General features: G+C 66.8%; 18 protein-coding genes, 1 other RNA gene and 2 pseudogenes. 5 read left to right on the forward strand and 16 right to left on the reverse strand.

Annotation, left to right across the window (positions count from 1 at the left end; all coding sequences use genetic code 11):
- Positions 1 to 67 precede the first annotated feature (67 nt).
- The 4 genes and pseudogenes from QFZ54_RS17060 to QFZ54_RS17075 all read right to left on the reverse strand — a co-directional run bounded on the left by QFZ54_RS17060 (position 68) and on the right by QFZ54_RS17075 (position 3,213).
- A pseudogene (locus QFZ54_RS17060) lies at positions 68 to 992 on the reverse strand (bifunctional riboflavin kinase/FAD synthetase).
- Positions 993 to 1,163: 171 nt separating this feature from the next.
- A complete protein-coding gene (locus QFZ54_RS17065) occupies positions 1,164 to 1,625 on the reverse strand; it encodes a dihydrofolate reductase (RefSeq protein WP_307089526.1) in 462 nt (153 codons plus the stop codon).
- Positions 1,626 to 1,820: 195 nt separating this feature from the next.
- A complete protein-coding gene (locus QFZ54_RS17070) occupies positions 1,821 to 2,339 on the reverse strand; it encodes a hemerythrin domain-containing protein (protein ID WP_307089065.1) in 519 nt (172 codons plus the stop codon).
- A 79-nt stretch (positions 2,340 to 2,418) separates the two neighbouring features.
- Positions 2,419 to 3,213, reverse strand: a complete 795-nt coding sequence (locus QFZ54_RS17075) for a thymidylate synthase (protein WP_307089067.1) — start codon at positions 3,211 to 3,213, stop codon at positions 2,419 to 2,421.
- A gap of 85 nt (positions 3,214 to 3,298) precedes the next feature.
- Between QFZ54_RS17075 and QFZ54_RS17080 the strand changes: the two genes are divergently transcribed.
- On the forward strand, positions 3,299 to 3,691 hold the full coding sequence (locus tag QFZ54_RS17080) for a JAB domain-containing protein (RefSeq protein ID WP_307089069.1): 393 nt from the start codon (positions 3,299 to 3,301) through the stop codon (positions 3,689 to 3,691).
- A 135-nt stretch (positions 3,692 to 3,826) separates the two neighbouring features.
- On the opposite strand, the gene QFZ54_RS17085 is transcribed toward QFZ54_RS17080, so the two are convergent.
- From QFZ54_RS17085 to QFZ54_RS17095, 3 genes are all read right to left on the reverse strand, one after another.
- A complete protein-coding gene (locus QFZ54_RS17085; RefSeq protein ID WP_307089528.1) occupies positions 3,827 to 4,522 on the reverse strand; it encodes a class I SAM-dependent methyltransferase in 696 nt (231 codons plus the stop codon).
- 23 nt (positions 4,523 to 4,545) lie between these two features.
- On the reverse strand, positions 4,546 to 5,673 hold the full coding sequence (gene prfB, locus QFZ54_RS17090; protein ID WP_187505189.1) for a peptide chain release factor 2: 1,128 nt from the start codon (positions 5,671 to 5,673) through the stop codon (positions 4,546 to 4,548).
- A 103-nt stretch (positions 5,674 to 5,776) separates the two neighbouring features.
- Positions 5,777 to 8,296: a penicillin-binding protein 1A gene (locus QFZ54_RS17095; protein ID WP_307089071.1), complete on the reverse strand. Its 2,520-nt coding sequence runs from the start codon at positions 8,294 to 8,296 to the stop codon at positions 5,777 to 5,779.
- A gap of 520 nt (positions 8,297 to 8,816) precedes the next feature.
- Here QFZ54_RS17095 and hrpB point away from each other — a divergent pair.
- Together hrpB and QFZ54_RS17105 are read left to right on the forward strand one after the other, a co-directional pair.
- Positions 8,817 to 11,345, forward strand: a complete 2,529-nt coding sequence (gene hrpB, locus QFZ54_RS17100; protein ID WP_307089072.1) for an ATP-dependent helicase HrpB — start codon at positions 8,817 to 8,819, stop codon at positions 11,343 to 11,345.
- A gap of 10 nt (positions 11,346 to 11,355) precedes the next feature.
- Positions 11,356 to 11,637: an ETC complex I subunit gene (locus QFZ54_RS17105; RefSeq protein WP_187503982.1), complete on the forward strand. Its 282-nt coding sequence runs from the start codon at positions 11,356 to 11,358 to the stop codon at positions 11,635 to 11,637.
- Between the two features lie 85 nt (positions 11,638 to 11,722).
- Here QFZ54_RS17105 and QFZ54_RS17110 read toward each other — a convergent pair whose 3' ends face one another.
- Genes QFZ54_RS17110 through QFZ54_RS17125 form a run of 4 tightly spaced genes read right to left on the reverse strand, consistent with a single transcriptional unit; the run spans position 11,723 to position 14,348 of the window.
- The gene (locus QFZ54_RS17110; RefSeq protein ID WP_307089074.1) at positions 11,723 to 12,226 is read right to left on the reverse strand and encodes an NUDIX hydrolase; all 504 of its coding nucleotides are present in this window, start codon (positions 12,224 to 12,226) and stop codon (positions 11,723 to 11,725) included.
- Complete coding sequence (locus QFZ54_RS17115; protein ID WP_307089076.1) at positions 12,223 to 12,894, reverse strand: TPM domain-containing protein; 672 nt, start codon at positions 12,892 to 12,894, stop codon at positions 12,223 to 12,225. Before QFZ54_RS17115 ends, QFZ54_RS17110 begins: the two co-directional genes overlap by 4 nt.
- Before the next feature lies 1 nt (position 12,895).
- Positions 12,896 to 13,741 (reverse strand): TPM domain-containing protein, encoded by an 846-nt coding sequence (locus QFZ54_RS17120; RefSeq protein ID WP_307089078.1) that lies wholly within the window; start codon positions 13,739 to 13,741, stop codon positions 12,896 to 12,898.
- A 10-nt stretch (positions 13,742 to 13,751) separates the two neighbouring features.
- A complete protein-coding gene (locus QFZ54_RS17125) occupies positions 13,752 to 14,348 on the reverse strand; it encodes a LemA family protein (protein WP_307089079.1) in 597 nt (198 codons plus the stop codon).
- A 104-nt stretch (positions 14,349 to 14,452) separates the two neighbouring features.
- Between QFZ54_RS17125 and mscL the strand changes: the two genes are divergently transcribed.
- Positions 14,453 to 14,923, forward strand: a complete 471-nt coding sequence (mscL, locus tag QFZ54_RS17130) for a large conductance mechanosensitive channel protein MscL (protein WP_307089081.1) — start codon at positions 14,453 to 14,455, stop codon at positions 14,921 to 14,923.
- Positions 14,924 to 15,069: 146 nt separating this feature from the next.
- On the opposite strand, the gene QFZ54_RS17135 is transcribed toward mscL, so the two are convergent.
- Complete coding sequence (locus QFZ54_RS17135; protein ID WP_060526568.1) at positions 15,070 to 15,501, reverse strand: RrF2 family transcriptional regulator; 432 nt, start codon at positions 15,499 to 15,501, stop codon at positions 15,070 to 15,072.
- Positions 15,502 to 15,602: 101 nt separating this feature from the next.
- Here QFZ54_RS17135 and ssrA point away from each other — a divergent pair.
- Positions 15,603 to 15,958, forward strand: a transfer-messenger RNA (tmRNA) gene (gene ssrA, locus QFZ54_RS17140).
- Between the two features lie 60 nt (positions 15,959 to 16,018).
- On the opposite strand, the gene QFZ54_RS17145 is transcribed toward ssrA, so the two are convergent.
- From QFZ54_RS17145 to QFZ54_RS20510, 4 genes and pseudogenes are all read right to left on the reverse strand, one after another.
- Positions 16,019 to 16,540 (reverse strand): hypothetical protein, encoded by a 522-nt coding sequence (locus QFZ54_RS17145; RefSeq protein ID WP_307089084.1) that lies wholly within the window; start codon positions 16,538 to 16,540, stop codon positions 16,019 to 16,021.
- Between the two features lie 15 nt (positions 16,541 to 16,555).
- A complete protein-coding gene (locus tag QFZ54_RS17150) occupies positions 16,556 to 16,753 on the reverse strand; it encodes a hypothetical protein (protein ID WP_307089086.1) in 198 nt (65 codons plus the stop codon).
- Positions 16,754 to 16,888: 135 nt separating this feature from the next.
- Positions 16,889 to 17,029 (reverse strand): hypothetical protein, encoded by a 141-nt coding sequence (locus tag QFZ54_RS17155; protein WP_307089088.1) that lies wholly within the window; start codon positions 17,027 to 17,029, stop codon positions 16,889 to 16,891.
- Between the two features lie 91 nt (positions 17,030 to 17,120).
- Positions 17,121 to 17,249: pseudogene (locus QFZ54_RS20510) on the reverse strand (hypothetical protein); the annotation flags it as partial.
- Positions 17,250 to 17,251 lie beyond the last annotated feature (2 nt).

A 17,251-nucleotide genomic window follows, 5' to 3' on the forward strand; every position in this document is an offset into this window, starting at 1 on the left:
GTTCCCGTGCCCTCACCCTCCCACGCTTCGCGCGGGCCCCTCCCTCTCCCCTGAAGGGAGAGGGGTTTTACGCCAGTATCTCTGTTGCCCGCGCGCAGTCGGCGTCCATCTGGGTCGTCAGGGCTTCGAGGTTGTCGAACTTGGCTTCGGGGCGCAGGTACTCGATCAGCGAGACCTCGACACGGCGGCCGTACAGATCCTCTGAGAAGTCGAAGAAATACGGCTCCAGCAGTTCCTTTGGCGGATCGAAGCTCGGGCGGATGCCTAGGTTCGCCGCGCCCTTCAGCACGCGCCCGTCTTCCAGCCGTCCGGTCACCGCGTAGATCCCGTAGGCAGGGCGGAGGTAGTTGCCCATGTCGATATTGGCGGTCGGATAGCCGATCGTGCGGCCGAGCTTGTCGCCGTGCTGCACGTCGCCTTCGATCGCGAACGGCCGAGTCAGCAGGCGGATCGCTGTCGCCATGTCGCCGGTGCGCAGCGCATCGCGGATGCGCGTGGACGACACCGTCTCGCCGTTCAGCGCGACCGCCCCGACCGTCTCCGCGCGAAACCCGTGCGAGGGGGCCGCGTGCGGCGAGCGTGTGAACGGTGCCGCTCTTGGCGTGACCGAAGGTGAAGTCCTCGCCGGTCACCACGCCGCCGACGCGCAGGTTGCGCTCCAGGCGGTCGGCGATAAACTGCTCGGCGGTCAGCGCGGCGAGATCGCCGTCGAAGTGGAACACCACCATCGCATCGGCGCCGGCGTCGGCGAACAGCCGCTCGCGCTGGTCCAGCGTGGTGAGGCGGAACGGCGCGGTCGCCGGGCGGAAATGGCGGACCGGATGCGGATCGAACGTCGCGACCAGTGCGGGGCGACCCTCGGCCTTGGCCCATGCGATCGCGCGCGAGACCACGGCCTGGTGACCGAGGTGAAATCCATCGAAATTGCCCAGCGCTACGATCCCGTTCGCGAGATGCGAAGGAATGGACGCGCCGCCGTCGAGCCGCTGCATGGGGGCGGGCTATAGGGGGGCGGAAGGGGTCACGCTAGATGTCACCGGGTACGACGTGTTCCCCTTGCTGGAAGGGAGGGGTTGGGGGTGGGTCGGCTACCGCAAGCTCCAGAGGCCGTGGCACAAACTGGCCGACCCACCCCCGGCCCCTCCCTTTCAGGGAGGGGGGATTTAGCGAGTGAGGGTGACGAAGCTGTAGGCGGGACGGTCACCCTTGGCTGGGTGATCCTCGCGGGCGATCTCTTGCCAGTCTTCGAACGCAGGGACGGTGGCGTCGCCTTCGGGTTCGGCGTGGACTTCGGTGAGTTCTATGCGATCCGCGTGGGGGAGCATTTGCGCATAGATCTGCGCGCCACCGATCACGGCAACATCGTTGCCCGCCATCGTCAGTGCATCCTCGACCGAATGCGCGACTTCGGCGCCGTCCGCCGTCCAGTCGCCTCGCGTGAGAACGATGTGGCGGCGGCCGGGGAGAGGGCTCGGAAAACTCTCGAAGGTCTTGCGCCCCATCACCATCGGCTTGCCCATCGTCAGCGCCTTGAAGCGCTTGAGGTCTGCGGGGATGCGCCAGGGGAGGTGGCCGTCGCGGCCGATGACGCCGTTGGTGGCGCGGGCGAGGTAGAAGGTGATCATGGCGGTGGTCATGCCGGATTGGGGGGCGGGGAGCTACTCTCCCGTTTCAGCCGGCAGCCGTGCCGCTAACTTCACCCCGGCGAAGGCCGGGGCCCAATTGGGAAACGTTGTTAATGAGCGTTCCCCCCAGTTACTCCGACCTTTCCAATTGGGCCCCGGCCTTCGCCGGGGTGGTAAGTTAAGTGAGCGTGGGGATCACCCCGGCGCATGTTCCTTCACATACGCCTCGGGGTCCTTCTCGACGACCTTCACCCCGTTCAGATGATTCGCCTCGAACGCCGCGAACCGCACGCCAAGCTCGTGCCGCTCTTCCAGCGTCGCATGCTTGCGGAAGTCGGTGAGGCCCTGGCGCTCTTCCTCGGCGAGGTGATCGCTGTTCGCCTTGTTGCACTCGCCGACGGCCTCGAACCATGCGTCCGATCCGACCGGATGCTTGTCGACCGCTTCGCCCGTCTCGCGGATGTCGTTGTGATCCTCGATCGCGTCCTCGGTCTCTTCGGCGGCCGAGTCGGCGTCGTTGCCGCCGGTGCCGATCTTCATCAGCCGCGGGTAGAAGAAGCGTTCTTCTGCCTCGGCATGCGCGTCGAGCAGGTTCTTGAGGCGGGTCCACAGCGCCGACAGTGCCTCGGTGTCCTTGGCGTCGATCGAATCGATCTGCGCGAAGAGGGTACGCTGCTGCGCGTGTTCGTCGAGAATGAGTTGGGTAATGTCCATGCGCGTCTGAACCGCACAGCGCACGGGCGGTTCCTATTGCGATTCGGTCGCGCGGCGCTGCCGCGGGGCCGCTCTCTGTTCAGACCGCGACGGGGGCCTTGATGTGTGCCTGCGCGACGTAATCGTGGAGGACGAAATCCTCATACTCGTATGCGTCGATCGAGTCCGGCTTCCGGACGATCTCGAGGCGGGGGAGAGGTCCCGGCGAGCGCGTCAGTTGCAGTTGCGCCTGCTCCAGATGGTTCGAATAGAGGTGGCAATCGCCGCCAGTCCAGATGAACTCGCCGACCTCCAGCCTGCATTGCTGCGCGAGGATATGCGTGAGCAGTGCGTAGCTGGCGATGTTGAACGGCACGCCGAGGAAGATGTCGCCCGAGCGCTGGTAGAGCTGCAGCGAGAGCTTGCCGTTCGCGACGTGCGTCTGGAAGAGGCAGTGGCACGGCGCGAGCGCCATCGCGTGCAGGTCGCCCGGATTCCACGCGCTGACGATCTGGCGGCGCGAGGCGGGGTTGGTCTTGATCTGGTCGATCAGCTCGGCGATCTGGTCGATGTGGCGGCCGTCCGCTGCGACCCAGTCGCGCCATTGCTTGCCGTAGACCGGGCCGAGATCGCCGTTCTCGTCCGCCCACTCGTCCCAGATCGCGACTTTCCGGTCCTGCAACCAGCGCACGTTGGTGTCGCCTCGGAGGAACCACAAAAGCTCGACGATGATCGAGCGGAGGTGGAGCTTCTTGGTGGTGAGGACGGGGAAGCCTTGCGCGAGGTCGAAGCGCATCTGCGCGCCGAAGACGCTGAGCGTGCCGGTGCCGGTGCGGTCCATCGTCTCGACGCCGGTCGAGAGCACGCGGTCCATGAGGTCTAGATATTGGCGCATGCTGGGGGCGTAGCGGCGCGGGGGCGGGGGCTCAAGCGGATGTAGTTGCGCGTGCGGTGGCGCGTGCCGCGGGGCAGGCGGGTATGTGCCGCCGCTGCCCGAGCTTTCCCCACGTATCGCCGGCCTTGATGCGGCGCGAGCGCTGTTCGCTTGCTTGCGTGATGCCACGGTCGAGACGGTGGCGGTCGCGTATCTTGATCCGAATCGGAGGCTTCTCGGGATGCGGCATGTCGTCGGGGGGCGGGATCGGGTGGCGATCTCGATCCGCACGGTCGCGGTGGATGCGCTGGCGTTCGGGGCGGTGGGCGTCGTGATGGCGCACAACCATCCGAGCGGGGATGCGACGCCGAGTGGGCGCGATGTGGCGTTCACGCGGGCGCTGGCGGCGGGGTTGCGGACGTTGGAGGTGGTGTTGCTGGATCATCTCGTAATCGCGGGGGACGAGGTGACGAGCCTGCGGGCGATGGGGGTGGTGTAGTCTCTCCGCCGTCATCCTGACGGAAGTCAGGATCCAGAGTAACGGACGGTGCGGGTTTTGGCTCTGGATCCTGACTTTCGTCAGGATGACGGGACTAGGGAGGATGACGAGCGAATCAGAACAACGCCGCGCCGCTCACTTCAACCGACACGCCCGGATCGCTTCCGGAGCCGGCCGCGGGCCGGTTGCGCGGAACGTGGCCAGATATCCGCCCGCCGACGGCATGTCGTCCATGTCCACCTGCGTGTACCCTACCGCCGCGAACTCGCACTTCAGCAGCGCCGGTGGCGTGCCGTGGTTCTCAGTCCGGCGGTTCGCATCGACCACCACCACCAGCCCGTCCGGCTTCAACGACGGCCGCAACCGCCAGAGGAACTCGTAGGGCTGCTCGATCTCGTGATACATGTGCACCATCAGCACCCGGTCGAAGCTCGCCTCGGGCAGCTTGGGATCGTTCGCCTCGCCCAGCTTCACGCTGACGTTCGCCAGATCCTCGCGCGCGACGCGTTCCGCCAGTGTGTCGCGGACGCTCGCGACGATGTCCTCCGCCAGCACGCGGCCTTCCTTGCCGACGCGCGCGGCCATGCGGATCGTATAGTACCCTTCGCCCGCACCGATGTCCGCGACCGTCATGCCCTTGCGGATCTCGGCCTTGTTCATCACCTCGCCGGCTTCGTTCAGTCGGTCGCGGGCCTCTTCGTTCGACCAGCGCGACGATACGATCGACGCGACCGGACGGTCGGCGGCGGGGAACACCGGTTCCTTGGGCTCGCGCTTGATCAGCGGCTTGGTCCCGTCACACGCGGCCAGCAGGAACACCGGCGTCAGCATCAGGGCAAGGGCACCCTTGAGCTTCAATCGACGTCCTCCACTTCGACCGCCTCGCCCGTCACGCGCTGCGACAGCGCCGCCGCCATGAACATTTCGAGATCGCCGTCGAGCACGTCCGACGGGCTTGTGGAGACGACGCCGGTGCGAAGGTCCTTCACCATCTGGTACGGCTGGAGCACGTACGAACGGATCTGGTGACCCCAGCCGATATCGGTCTTGCCTGCATTTTCCGCGTTGGCAGCGGTCTCGCGGATCGCGAGTTCGCGCTCGTACAGACGCGCGCGGAGCTGGTTGTACGCCTCGGCCTTGTTCTTGTGTTGCGAACGCTGGTTCTGGCACTGCACGACGATCCCGGTCGGGATGTGCGTGATGCGCACCGCCGAATCGGTCGTGTTAATGTGCTGCCCGCCGGCGCCCGACGCGCGGTACGTGTCGATCCGCAGGTCGCTTTCGTTGTATTCGACCTCGATATTGTCGTCGACGACCGGGTACACCCAGACGCTGGCGAACGACGTATGCCGCCGCGCCGCCGAATCGTACGGACTGATCCGCACGAGCCGGTGCACGCCGCTCTCGGTCTTGGCATAGCCGTAGGCGTTCTCGCCCTTGAGCAGCAGCGTGGCGGACTTGATCCCCGCCTGCTCGCCCGAATGCTGGTCGATCAGCTCGACCTTCAGCCCGTGGCGCTCACCCCAGCGCGAATACATCCGGCTGAGCATGCCGGCCCAGTCCTGGCTCTCGGTCCCGCCAGCGCCCGCGTTCACCTCGATATAGGTGTCGTTGGCGTCGGCCTCGCCGGCCAGCAACGCCTTGATCTTGTCCCTGTCTGCACGCGCGGCGAGTTCGGCGAGCGCGGCGACGCCGTCCGCTTCCATCGCGGTATCGCCCTCGGCCTCGGCCATCTCGATCAACTCGGCGGTGTCGCTGAGTTCGCTCTGGATCGCACGCGTCGCGCTGATCGCCTCGTCGAGACGACGACGCTCGCGCATCACCTCCTGCGCGGCCTTGGGATCGGACCAGAGCGCCTGATCCTCGACGCGCGCGTTCAGCTCGTCGAGACGACGCAGCGCGCGGTCCCAGTCGAGGAAGCGGCGCAGCAGCGCCAGCGCGTCGTTGATGGTGTCTACGTGAGCCTGCGCTTCGGCGCGCATGATATTCTCCAAAAATTCCGTCTTCCCGGCGGAGGCCGGGATCGCCGCCCCGCGAACGGGTCGGGTCTCCGGCGGGCGCCGGGATGGCGTCTATATAAGCGCGCTAGTAGATTCCGCCTTGTCTTTGCAAGAAATCGCTGTCGCGTGGGGCTTCGGCCTTCTTCACCACGGTCGTGGTCGTCGCCGCAGCCGGGGGGGCGTCGGAACGTCGAGCGGCACGGCGCGGTTCGCTCTCGGGCTTGAACGCTTCCCAGATCACCGCGGGCTTCGGATCGTCGGTGTTCGGCCACGTGCCATAGACCGGGCGGCCACTCCCGCGATCGATCCGGACCATGCGAATACCCGGCGGCGCGCGGAACGGCAGCTTGGGCAGGCCTTCGTATGCCTTCACCGCGAACTGCTTGAAGATCGGCGCGGCCAGCGTTCCGCCCTGCGCGGCGCCGCCCAAATTCCGCGGCGTATCGAAGCCGATATACAGCCCGCCGACGAACTGCGGGGTGCCGCCGATGAACCACACGTCGGTCGGTCCATTGTTGGTGCCGGTCTTGCCGAACATCGGCCGATCGAGATCGCGCAGCGTCACCGCGGTGCCGCGCTGGACGACGCCCTCGGTGATGTGGACCATCTGGTACGCCGTCATCGCGTTCAGCACCTGGCGCTGGCGCGTGACCGGGCGGGGCATCGCCTTGCCGTCCCAGTCGGGCGCATTGCAGCGATCGCAGGGGCGCCAATTCTCCGGCCAGATCACCTTGCCGTGACGATCCTGGACGAAGTCGATCAGCGACGGCGGGCCGCCCTTGCCGTTGTTCGCGAGGATCGAATACGCGTTGACCATCCGTCCCACGGTCGTCTCGCCGGCGCCGAGCGCGAACGAGAGGTAGGGGGAGTAATCGCCGACGCCCATCTTCTTGATGGTAGCGACGACCTTGGGCATGCCGGTCTGCGCGGCGGTCCGCACCGTCATCAGGTTGCGCGACTGCTCGATACCCCAGCGCATCGTATGCGGCCCGGCGCCGCGCGAATTGCCGAAGTTGCGGAAGCATTTCTGCCCGAGCCGCGCGCCCTGATAGACGCAGAACGGCCCGTCGACGATGATCGAGGCAGGCGTCATGCCGTTGTCGAGCGCGGCGGAATAGACGATCGGCTTGATGGTGGAGCCCGGCTGGCGCATCGCCTGAGTCGCGCGGTTGAACGCCTGCAACCGGTCGTCGAAGCCGCCTTGCATCGCCAGCACGCGGCCCGAAGCCGGCTCCTCGACGACGAACGCACCCGAGACCTTCGGGATTGCCCGAAGCGCGAACTGGCCGCCTTCGGGCGCCACCGCGATGATGTCGCCGACCTCGATCGCGCCGAACGCGTTGCCGCCCTTGCCGCGGACCGCCATCTGCGCCGCATAGCGCGGCAATGTACCGGTCTTGCCGGTACGGAAGCCGAGGTTCCAGGCATTGCCGTCCTTGCCGGTGACGATCGCTGCAACCCAATCGCGGTAATCCAGCGCGATATTGCTGTTGAGCAACGGCTGGAGCCAGTTGTCGTCCTCGATCTCGACATGGCGAATGGGCCCGTTCCAGCCGCGTCCGCTGTCGAACCGGACCAGCCCGTCGCGCAACGCCTGCTGCGCCAGTTCCTGTAACCGGTTGTCGAACGATGTTCGCACCCACAGGCCGCCCGAATAGACGCTGTAGGGGCCATCCTTTGCGTTCTCGCCGAACTTCGCCATCAGCTGGCGGCGGACTTCCTCGACGAAATACCCGCCGACGCTCTCGAACTTCGGCGTCCGGCGCAGCACCGCGCCCAGCGGCTCCGCGTTCGCCTGATCGCGCTGCGCGGGTGTGATGAAGCCGTTGTCGACCATCCGGTTCAGCACGTAGTTGCGCCGGATCATCGCGCGCTCGGTATTGCGCACCGGATCGTAGTTCGACGGCCCCTTGGGCAGGATCGCAAGATACGCCATCTGCGCGAGATCGAGCTGGTCGAGCTCCTTGTCGAAATAGGCATGGCTCGCCGCCTCGACGCCGAACGCGTTACGCCCGAGCGCGATCTGGTTGAGGTACAGCTCCAGGATCTGCGGCTTGGTGAGCGTATCCTCGATCTTGTACGCCAGCACCGCCTCGCGCAGCTTCCGCGACGGCGAATAGGCGTTGCCGATCAACAGGTTCTTGGCGACCTGCTGCGTGATCGTCGATCCGCCCTTGGCGCGCTTGCCGGTGCCGAGCTTGGTCACATAGTCATACACCGCGCCGGCGAGGCCGGGATAATCGACGCCGTGATGCTCGAAGAACGATTTGTCCTCGGCGGCGAGGAATGCCTTCACCAGCAGCGGCGGATATTCGGCATAGCTCAGTTCGACGCGACGTTCGCGCGCGTAGCTGTGGATCGGCGCGCCATCGATTCCGCGCACGTTGGTCGGTAGCGGCGGCTCGTACGTGCGCAACGTATCGACCGACGGCAGGTCGCGCATGACCGCGAACCAGAACGCGAAGATCGCGACGACGCCGAGCACGCCAAGCGCCAGCGCCGCCTTGGTCCAACGGCTCGACCAGGCGCGCGCGAACCCGCCGCGTAGCCGGTCGCTGGTGCGGCCTGTCGCCGTCGTCGAGTTGGGGGAGGGATCGGACGCCATGATTACTGCCGCAGCGTCTAGCAGGTTAGCGCGCGCTTGCCAGCCTCCGGTGCGATGGCGGGCGGGCGCCCGCCTTTGCACATGATCTCACGGGATTTATGCGGCGGGTATCGTCTATCAGAGAAAGTGCACCTCCCCGGCGGAGGCCGGGGCCCAGTTGGAAAGGTCCTAGCAACGGCGCGCAACCGTCGTCAGCAACGTTTCCCAACTGGACCCCGGCCTTCGCCGGGGAGGTGGTTTTGGTGAGGTGGTGCGGCTTTCGGTTAGATTGATGGCAAAGAGCCCATCGACGTCTGCCCAACCCAACGATCCTCCCCCGCCAGGGGGAGGTGGCTGGCGCTTGCCAGACGGAGGGGGAGGTAAGGGATACCTCGGCTCCGTGTCCTCCCCCTCCGTCACCTTCGGTGCCACCTCCCCCTGGCGGGGGAGGGTCGCAAAGTTCTGGCGCTCACCCGCGAACGACATGCCCGCGCACTCACAAAGCCTGTCGCCAACCCCGCCACTGTGGCAGCAGGCCCCGATGACTCCGCCGCCACTGCCGATCCTCACCGTACTCCCCGCCCTCCTCGCAACCCTACGCGACCGATCCTCGGCCGTCCTCGTAGCCCCCCCCGGCGCCGGCAAGACCACCGCAGTCGCCCCGGCCCTCCTCACCGAACCCTGGTGCACCGGCGAGATCCTCCTCCTCTCCCCCCGTCGCCTCGCCGCCCGCGCCGCCGCCGAACGCATGGCCTCGACCGCCGGCGAGCCGGTCGGCCAGACCTTCGGCTACGCCACCCGCATGCACAGCAAGCGCTCCGCCGCCACCCGCGTCACGGTGATCACCGAAGGCATCTTCGTCGCCCGCATCCAGGCCGATCCCGAACTCGCCGGCGTCTCCGCGGTCCTGTTCGACGAAGTCCACGAACGCAGCCTTGACGGCGATTTCGGCCTTGCGCTGGCGCTCGACGTGCAAGCCGGCTTCCGCCCGGATCTGCGCATCGTTGCGATGTCCGCAACGCTCGACGGCGCAAGGTTCGCGGCATTGATGGACGACGCTTCCGTGATCGAAAGCGAAGGCCGCAGCTATCCCCTGACGCTCCGCCACATCGGCCGCCAGGCCGAGTTGCGGATCGAGGACTCCGTCGCCGCTGCCGTCCGCCGTGCGCTCGGCGAAGCGGAGGGCGGCGTGCTCGCCTTCCTCCCCGGCGTCGCGGAGATCGAACGGACCGCCGACCGCCTCGCCAATTTGCCCGACGACATCGTCCTCCACGAACTCCACGGCAGCCTCGATCCCGCAGCGCAGCGTGCCGCGATCCTCCCCGAACCCGACGGCCGGCGTAAGGTCGTGCTCGCCACCAGCATCGCCGAGACCAGCCTCACGCTCGACGGCATCCGCATCGTCGTCGACTCGGGGCTAGCGAGACGTCCCCGCTACGACCGCGCGGCGGGCATGACGCGGCTGGTGACCGAACGCGCGAGCCAGGCCGCCGTCACCCAACGCGCCGGCCGTGCCGCCCGCCTCGGGCCGGGTATCGCTTATCGGTTGTGGGAAGAAGCGGCGACCGCCGGCCTCCCGCGCTACGACCCGCCCGAAATTCTCGAAGCGGACCTGTCCGCGCTGGTGCTCGCGTGCGCGCTCTGGGGCGTCGGCGATCCGCGAGATCTGCGCTGGATCGACCCGCCGCCTGCCGCCGCGATCGACGAGGCGATGGCGCGGCTGACGACGCTCGAAGCAATCGAGGACGGTCGCCCGACGCCGCATGGCCGCGCGATCGCCAAACTGCCGATGCCACCGAGACTGGCGCACATGCTGCTGAGGGCAGGGGAGCGCGGCCTGGCGTCGGTGGCAGCCCAAATCGCAGTCCTGCTCGGCGAACGCGGCATAGGCGGCCAGGACGTCGACCTGGAACCCCGCCTCCGCCGCTGGAAAACCGAACGGGGTCCCAAGGCGCAAGCGGCACGCGCCATGGCCGAGAGGTGGGCGAAACTTGCCCCCCCTCCCGCAAGCGGGAGGGGGCTGGGGGGTGGGCTCGCGCCATCCCCGTCGCGCGACGTCGAGACCGGGCGCCCACCCCCCAACCCCCTCCCGCAAGCGGGCGGGGGAGCAGAAGTTTGCGTCGCGCTGGGCTTCCCCGACCGAGTCGCGCGCCGCCGCGATGCGTCGGGCGAAACCTGGGCCTCGGTCGGCGGCCGAGGGTTCAAGCTCGATCCGACGTCGCCGCTCGCCCGCTCCGAATGGCTCGCCGTCGCCGATACGCAAGGGTCCGCCGCCGGAGCGCGCATTCTCTCTGCGGTGGCGATCGATCAAGCCACCGTCGAAACCCTCTTCGCAGACCGCATCGAATCCCGCCGCACTGTGACGTTCGACCCCACAACCGGCGGCATCCAAACCCTCCGCGAACGCCGCCTCGGCGCGATCCGCCTGTCGAGCGGCCCGGACAGCGGTGCCGACCCCGACGCGATCCTCGCCGCGCTCATCGACGGCGTCCGCGAGCACGGCCTCGCGCTGCTCCCATGGAGCGACGGCGCCCAGGCGCTGCGCGACCGCGCTGCCTATGCCGGCATACCGCTCGACGACGCGACCCTGCTCGACCGTACCGACGAATGGCTCGCACCCTTGCTCGCCGGTAAGCGCCGACTCGACGCGATCGCCCCCGGCGCGCTCGCCGAAGGCTTGCGCAACCTGCTCGGCTGGGACGCGATGCAGACCATCAACCGGCTCGCCCCGCCCGATTTCACCAGCCCCGCCGGCAGCACCCACGCGATCGACTACGCCGCGGAAGGCGGCCCTCGCGTCGAGCTCCGTGTGCAGGCGCTGTTCGGGCTCGCAGTGCATCCGACGATCGGCGAGGCGCGCGTACCGCTGGTGCTCAGCCTCACATCCCCCGCCGGCCGCCCGATCCAGACGACGCGCGATCTCCCCGGTTTCTGGGCAGGCAGCTGGACCGCGGTGGCGAAGGAAATGCGCGGCCGCTACCCCAAGCATCCCTGGCCCGACGACCCCGCCGCGGCGTCCGCGACGCTCCGCACGAAAAAGGCGGATGCAAGGGCCGCCGGTTCGCGATAAGGGGGCATCTATGCCTACCGCCCGTATCTTCCAGCGCCCCAAGAACGCCATGCAGTCCGGCAAGCACCGGACCGACGCCTGGCAGCTCGAATTCGAACCCTCGGAGCCGAAACGCCCCGACCCGCTCACCGGCTGGGCCGGCAGCGGCGACACGCGCGATCAGGTGCGCCTGCTGTTCCCGACCGCCGAAGCGGCAATCGCGCACTGCGAGCGGGAAGGGTTCGGCTACACCGTCGTCCCCGCGCCGCAGAAGACGCTGAAGCTGCAGAGCTACGCGGACAACTTCAAGTAAGCCGACCGGCGTTTGACTTCCTTGTTCTCCCGCGAAGGCGGGAGCCCAGTCTGGATCCCCGCCTTCGCGGGGAAACAGGTTTTGGTTAGAGGATCGACCCCGCCAGGATCAGCAGCATCTTGGTATCGATCGCAACCCCCGCCGCCCGCTTCTCCGCCACGAACGCCGGCAAGTCCGCCAGCGCCACCCGGTGCACGGTGATGTTCTCGTCACCATCGCCGCCGCCATCGCCGACCTTGGTCAACCCGGTCGCGCGGACCAGCGTGAAGCATTCCGACGTCATTCCCGGTGACGAATAGAACACTCCCAGATCCTCGATCGCGTCCGCGCGGTAGCCGGTTTCCTCCTCCAACTCGCGCCCGGCCGCCACCGCAACGCTCTCGCCCGCGGTCTCGTCGCCGACCAGTCCCGCCGGCAATTCGAGGCACGCACGTCCCAGCGGCACGCGGAACTGCTCCACCAGGATCACGTCGCCCTCGTCGATCGCGACGATCACTGCCGCCGCGATCTGGCCCTGGCGCGCGGCGAATTCCCACGTGCCTTCGGTTTGCACGGTCAGGAATTTGCCGGCCCATACGGTCTTGCTCATAGTTCGATCAGCCTGTCGGGAAGTTCGTTGACCGGCGCACCGGTTCTCGGGAAATGTTCGGCCAGCACCGCGCCGATCTGCGCGACCGCGTCCGCCATGCCGTCGGCGGGACGATCGTCGCGCACGCCGGCCAGCACCGCAGCCATCGCTGCACCCCAGGTCTCGTTCGGCACGCGCGAGTGGATCGCGTCATCGGCGATGATCTCCGCCCGATGCTCGGCCAGCGACAGGTACAGCAGCACGCCGGTCGAACCCCTGGTGCGCTTCTCGGCCCCCGCACGAAACAGCAGCAGGGCCCTTCGCCGCACCCGCCTCGCCTTGGTCGCGCCAGGGGTCAGCGCCACCCGCGCCGGAGTCCAAGCCAGCACCAGCCTGACCGCGAGGAACACCAGAGTCACCAGCACCAGCGCGATCGCATACAGCGCGCCCTGCGGTGCGGACTGCGCCCACGGATCGACCAGCCGCGCGTAGATATGGTCGGCCGCGACCGGGTGAAACGCGAGCAGCGCCAGCGTCAGCAGCATCGCCAGCACCGCCCAGTGCAGCGACACGTCGTGATACGCATCCGACTGCCGCGCGACGATCGTGACGATCTCGCCGGTCGTCGCGGTCTCCGCCTGCGTCACCGCCGCGGTGACGCGGTCGTGATCGGTTTCGCTCAGCCGCATGTCACCAACTCCCCGATGCGCCGCCGCCGCCGCCGGATCCACCGCCCCCGCCACCGAAGCCACCGCCGCCCCAGCCACCGCCGCTATCGCCGCCGCCGCCGAAGCCACCGCCGCCGCCACCACGGGTCATCGCGTCGGCGATGCTCCACAGCACGATCGGCAAGGCACCGCTGCCTCCGCCGCGGCTCCCGCCATCGACATACTGCTTTCCACCCGCACGCCGCGAGATCATCGGAATGACGATCGCCGCCAGCACGATGCCGAAGAAGATCAGCCCGATCGGCACGCCGCCACCACCCGAATTCGAGCGACGATGCGTCTTGTCATACTCCGCCGCCGCCGCGGTCACCTTCGCGCGCGCCTCCGCATCGGGCAGCGCGAGCTGGTCCGCCACCGCATTCGTCCCCGCAACGATCCCGCCGGGGATATCCCCCGCCTTGAAGCGCGGCAGGATCTGCTGGTTGATCACCACGCTGGAGAACGCATCTGTCAGTACCGGCTCGAGGCCATAGCCGACCTCGATCCGCACCTTCCGGTCGTTCGGCGCCACTAGCAGGATCGCGCCGTTGTTTGCATCCTTCAGCCCGACGCCCCAGCTTCGGATCAGCGCATTGCCGTAATCCTCGATCGGATAGCCGTCGAGATCGGGCACGGTCGCGACGACCAGCTGGTTGCCGGTCGCCTTTTGCAGGTCGTCGAGTCGCTTGGTGAGCGCCGCTTCCTGATCGGGCGGGATCACGTTCGCCGCATCGACGACGAAGCCGGTGAACTTGGGAAGCGCCTGCGCACTAGCGGCGCCGCTTCCCAGCAGCACCGCGAACGCCAGCGTCAGGAGGTGGCGGAGCATAATGCCCCGATCAGCTCGCGTTGCCGAAGTTCACCGTCGGCGCGGTTTCGGCACCGGGCGTGGTCGCCGCGAACGGCACCATCGGCTTGGCACCGTAGAAGATCTTCGCGCCGACCGCGTCGGGGAAGGTACGGATCCTGGTGTTATAGTCCTGCACCGCGCCGTTGTAATCGCGCCGCGCAATCGTGATGCGGTTCTCGGTGCCCTCCAGCTGGCTCATCAGCGTGGTGTAGTTGCCCTGGCTCTTCAGCTCGGGATACGCCTCCTGCAAACGCTGCAGCGATACGCCGACGGCACCCTGGACGCGCTGATACTGCGCCATCTTCGCCGGATCGGACAGATCGGCGGCCGAGACCTGCACCGAGTTCGCGGCCGAGCGCGCCTGCGTCACCTCGACGAGAATATCCTTCTCCTGTGCGCCCGCCGCCTTCACCGTCGCCACCAGATTCGGGATCAGGTCGGCGCGACGCTGATAGTTGTTCTGGACGTCCGCCCAACGCGCCTTCGCGTTTTCCTCGGCGGTCGGCACGCTGTTGATCCCGCAGCCGGCCAGCGCCGATGCGAGCAGGATAGCGGCGGTACCGCGAACGATTGGGGTACGTGACATCGGAGCTCTCCTGAATACCTGTGTCACCCTCATAGGACAGTCGGCAGGGTTGGCGAAACCGAAATCGGTGGTTAGCCTTGGGCCTGCAACAGAGAGGGGCGTAGATGCTCAAAGAGTTCAAGGCGTTCATCATGCGCGGCAACGTGCTGGATCTCGCCATCGCGGTGATCATCGGTGCGGCGTTCGGCAAGATCGTCACGTCGCTCACCGACGACGTGTTGATGCCGGTGATCGGCAAGATCTTCGGCGGGCTCGATTTCTCGAGCTATTTCTGGCGGATGGGGGCGGTGCCGGCGAATTATGCGGGCTCGCTGAGCGATTACGCGGCGCTGAAGAAGGCCGGCGTGCCGTTGCTCGGGTACGGCGCGTTCGCGACGCAATTGGTCAATTTCGTGATCGTTGCAGGTATCATCTTCATGATCCTGCGGGTGGTGAACCGGACGGCGGCGCTGATCGAGCGCGAGACTGCGCGGTTGAAGCGCGAGGAAGAGGCGGTTGTCGTAGCTCCCGCGCCCGAACCGGTCGAGATCGCGCTGCTGCGTGAGATCCGTGACGAACTGAAGGCGCGCGGGTGACGTACTTGTCCCTCGCCCCTGCGGGGAGAGGGAGGGAGGAGCCGTAGGCGACGGAAGGGTGAGGGGCTTGAGGCTCGGGACGGGATCCCAACTCCCCCTCATCCGGCGCGCCGCGCCACCTTCTCCCCGAGGGGAGAAGGACAGGGTTACGCCGCTACCAGATCCTCGGCGTTGGCGTCCGCGAGGCTCGTGCCATCCAGGATTCGCGCAGTCTCGTCTCGGACCCGCATCATCGCATAGCGGATCGCGCAATCCGCCTCGCTCTTGCAGTCGAGGCACGGGCGGTACGCAGTCCGGCTCACGCACGGCACGAGCGCCAGCGGCCCTTCGATGATCCGGATGATCTCGCCGAGCGAAATCAGGTGGCTGGGCCGCGACAGGCGATACCCGCCCATCTTGCCGCGATGGCTGTGCAACAGGCCGGACTCGCGCAGGTCGGCGAGGATCAGCTCGAGGAATTTCCGCGGCACGTTCGCCTCGGCGGCGATGCGCGTCATCGGGATGGGCGGGCCACCGGCGGGGGCGCCGCCAAGGAAGATCATCGCGCGAAGCGCGTAGCGGGAGCGCTGCGTCAACATAATGCAGGTTGCTATGCACGCGCTTTGTGGCGAGCGGAAGGCGGATTGGCATGCCGCATGCTACGACACTGACGTTTCTCGATAAAAAAGCATCGGAGCCCGGGCTTTTCATCGCGTTGCGGCGCGCCTATATCGGGTATGCCGTCGGGGGAATCTTCTCTTGGCGGCTATGGCGATAAACCGTGGCGTGTCATAGACACAGCGGACCCGGGGGCAGTACCCGGCGACTCCACCACCGCCCTCTTCGCAAGAGGGGGACGATGACGGGGTCGAACTAGGATCGACGTGTGTTCAACGACGCTATGTTTCGCTCGGAATGGGACCACCGCAACGGCCCATACACAAGTGCCAACGATAACGAAGCACTCGCAATTGCCGCATAACTGACGGTCTAACGACCTAAGTTATACGGACGAAAGCGCGGTTCGGGCCACACCGGGCAACAGAAGTGGAAACCGGCGGTACGGGGAGCACCGAGCAACAGAAGCTCCCCACTCTCTGGATCATGCGGCCTCGATCACGCGGCCAGGCGTTCGACCAGCCGCAGTACCGGCGGACTGAAGCCGAGCGGCCCTACCAGACCATTCGCGACGACCAGTACGCCACCACCCCAATAAAAGGCCGGATGGATCCTCCCGTGCAGGCGCAGGTCGTAGATCATCCCCGCGATGACGAACACCGCCATCGACGCGAACACCGCCAGCGGTGCGAACTCGCCCAGCGACGGCAAGGGCAGGATTCGACCGAGCGCTGGCGACATGATCAGGATCGTCCCGCACAGCATCAGGCGCTTATGCCATGCTGCCTGCTTTCGCAGTACGATCGCCCACGCCGTCAGGATACCGAAGCCGACGATACCCAGCAGGTCGAGCACGAGAAAAACGCCCGGCGGGAAAAAGGGCGGTACCCGGTGTTGCTCGACCGCCGCGACCGTAGTGACGATACCGAGCACGACCATCGATACTGCGATAGCCGCGCCGAGCATGCCGAATTGGCGGTGTCGCGTGATCGAGCCACGGACGATCAGCGAGTTCTGCACGACGTAGAGGATGATCTACGTAGAGAACACGGCAGCGTGCAAATGGACTTGGGCCGGCAGTTCGAGAAACGTCCAGTGCATCCGCGCGGCGTTCAGCGTGAATCCGAAGATGACCGTAACCGCGATCGCTATCGCCATGCCAAGAAAGAAGCGGCGTTCGCTTGCGACGACGCTCCTTCGCGTCGGCCTCGCAATGTCTAGTGTTACCATCATGCCGCCCCCGCGAGTCGATGCTCAGGCCGGGGAGGATGATCCTAATAGAGCCGAGCGGCAACGTTTATAATGTGCAAGAGCTTACCGAGAATAGTCGGTATCAGATCGAAGGTTAGTGTTCCCAACCGTCCCCGTTCAGAGCTGGAGAAGCCTGCTCAGTTGTGCGCCCGTATAGGGTTTCTGTACGAACCGCGCCGCCTTGGGCAGTGCGTCGGTCGTACCATTGTCCGCGCCCGAGGTGACGAGGATCGCGATATCCGGGCGTTGTGCATGCACCAATTTGGCCAGGTCGATGCCGTTTAGTATCCCCCGGCATGCGGACGTCCGTGAACAGCGCGGAGATATCGGGACGCTCCTGGAGCTTCACCAAGGCGTCGGCCGCATTGCTGGCTTCGACGACTTCGTAGCCGGCATCCTCCAGCGCGAGGTTGGAATGGACCCGAACCAGGGCATCGTCGTCGACGACGAGTATCACGGACTTGGAGATAGCGACCATGG

This window comes from Sphingomonas faeni, from assembly GCF_030817315.1.
Classification (GTDB): Bacteria; Pseudomonadota; Alphaproteobacteria; order Sphingomonadales; family Sphingomonadaceae; genus Sphingomonas; species Sphingomonas faeni_C.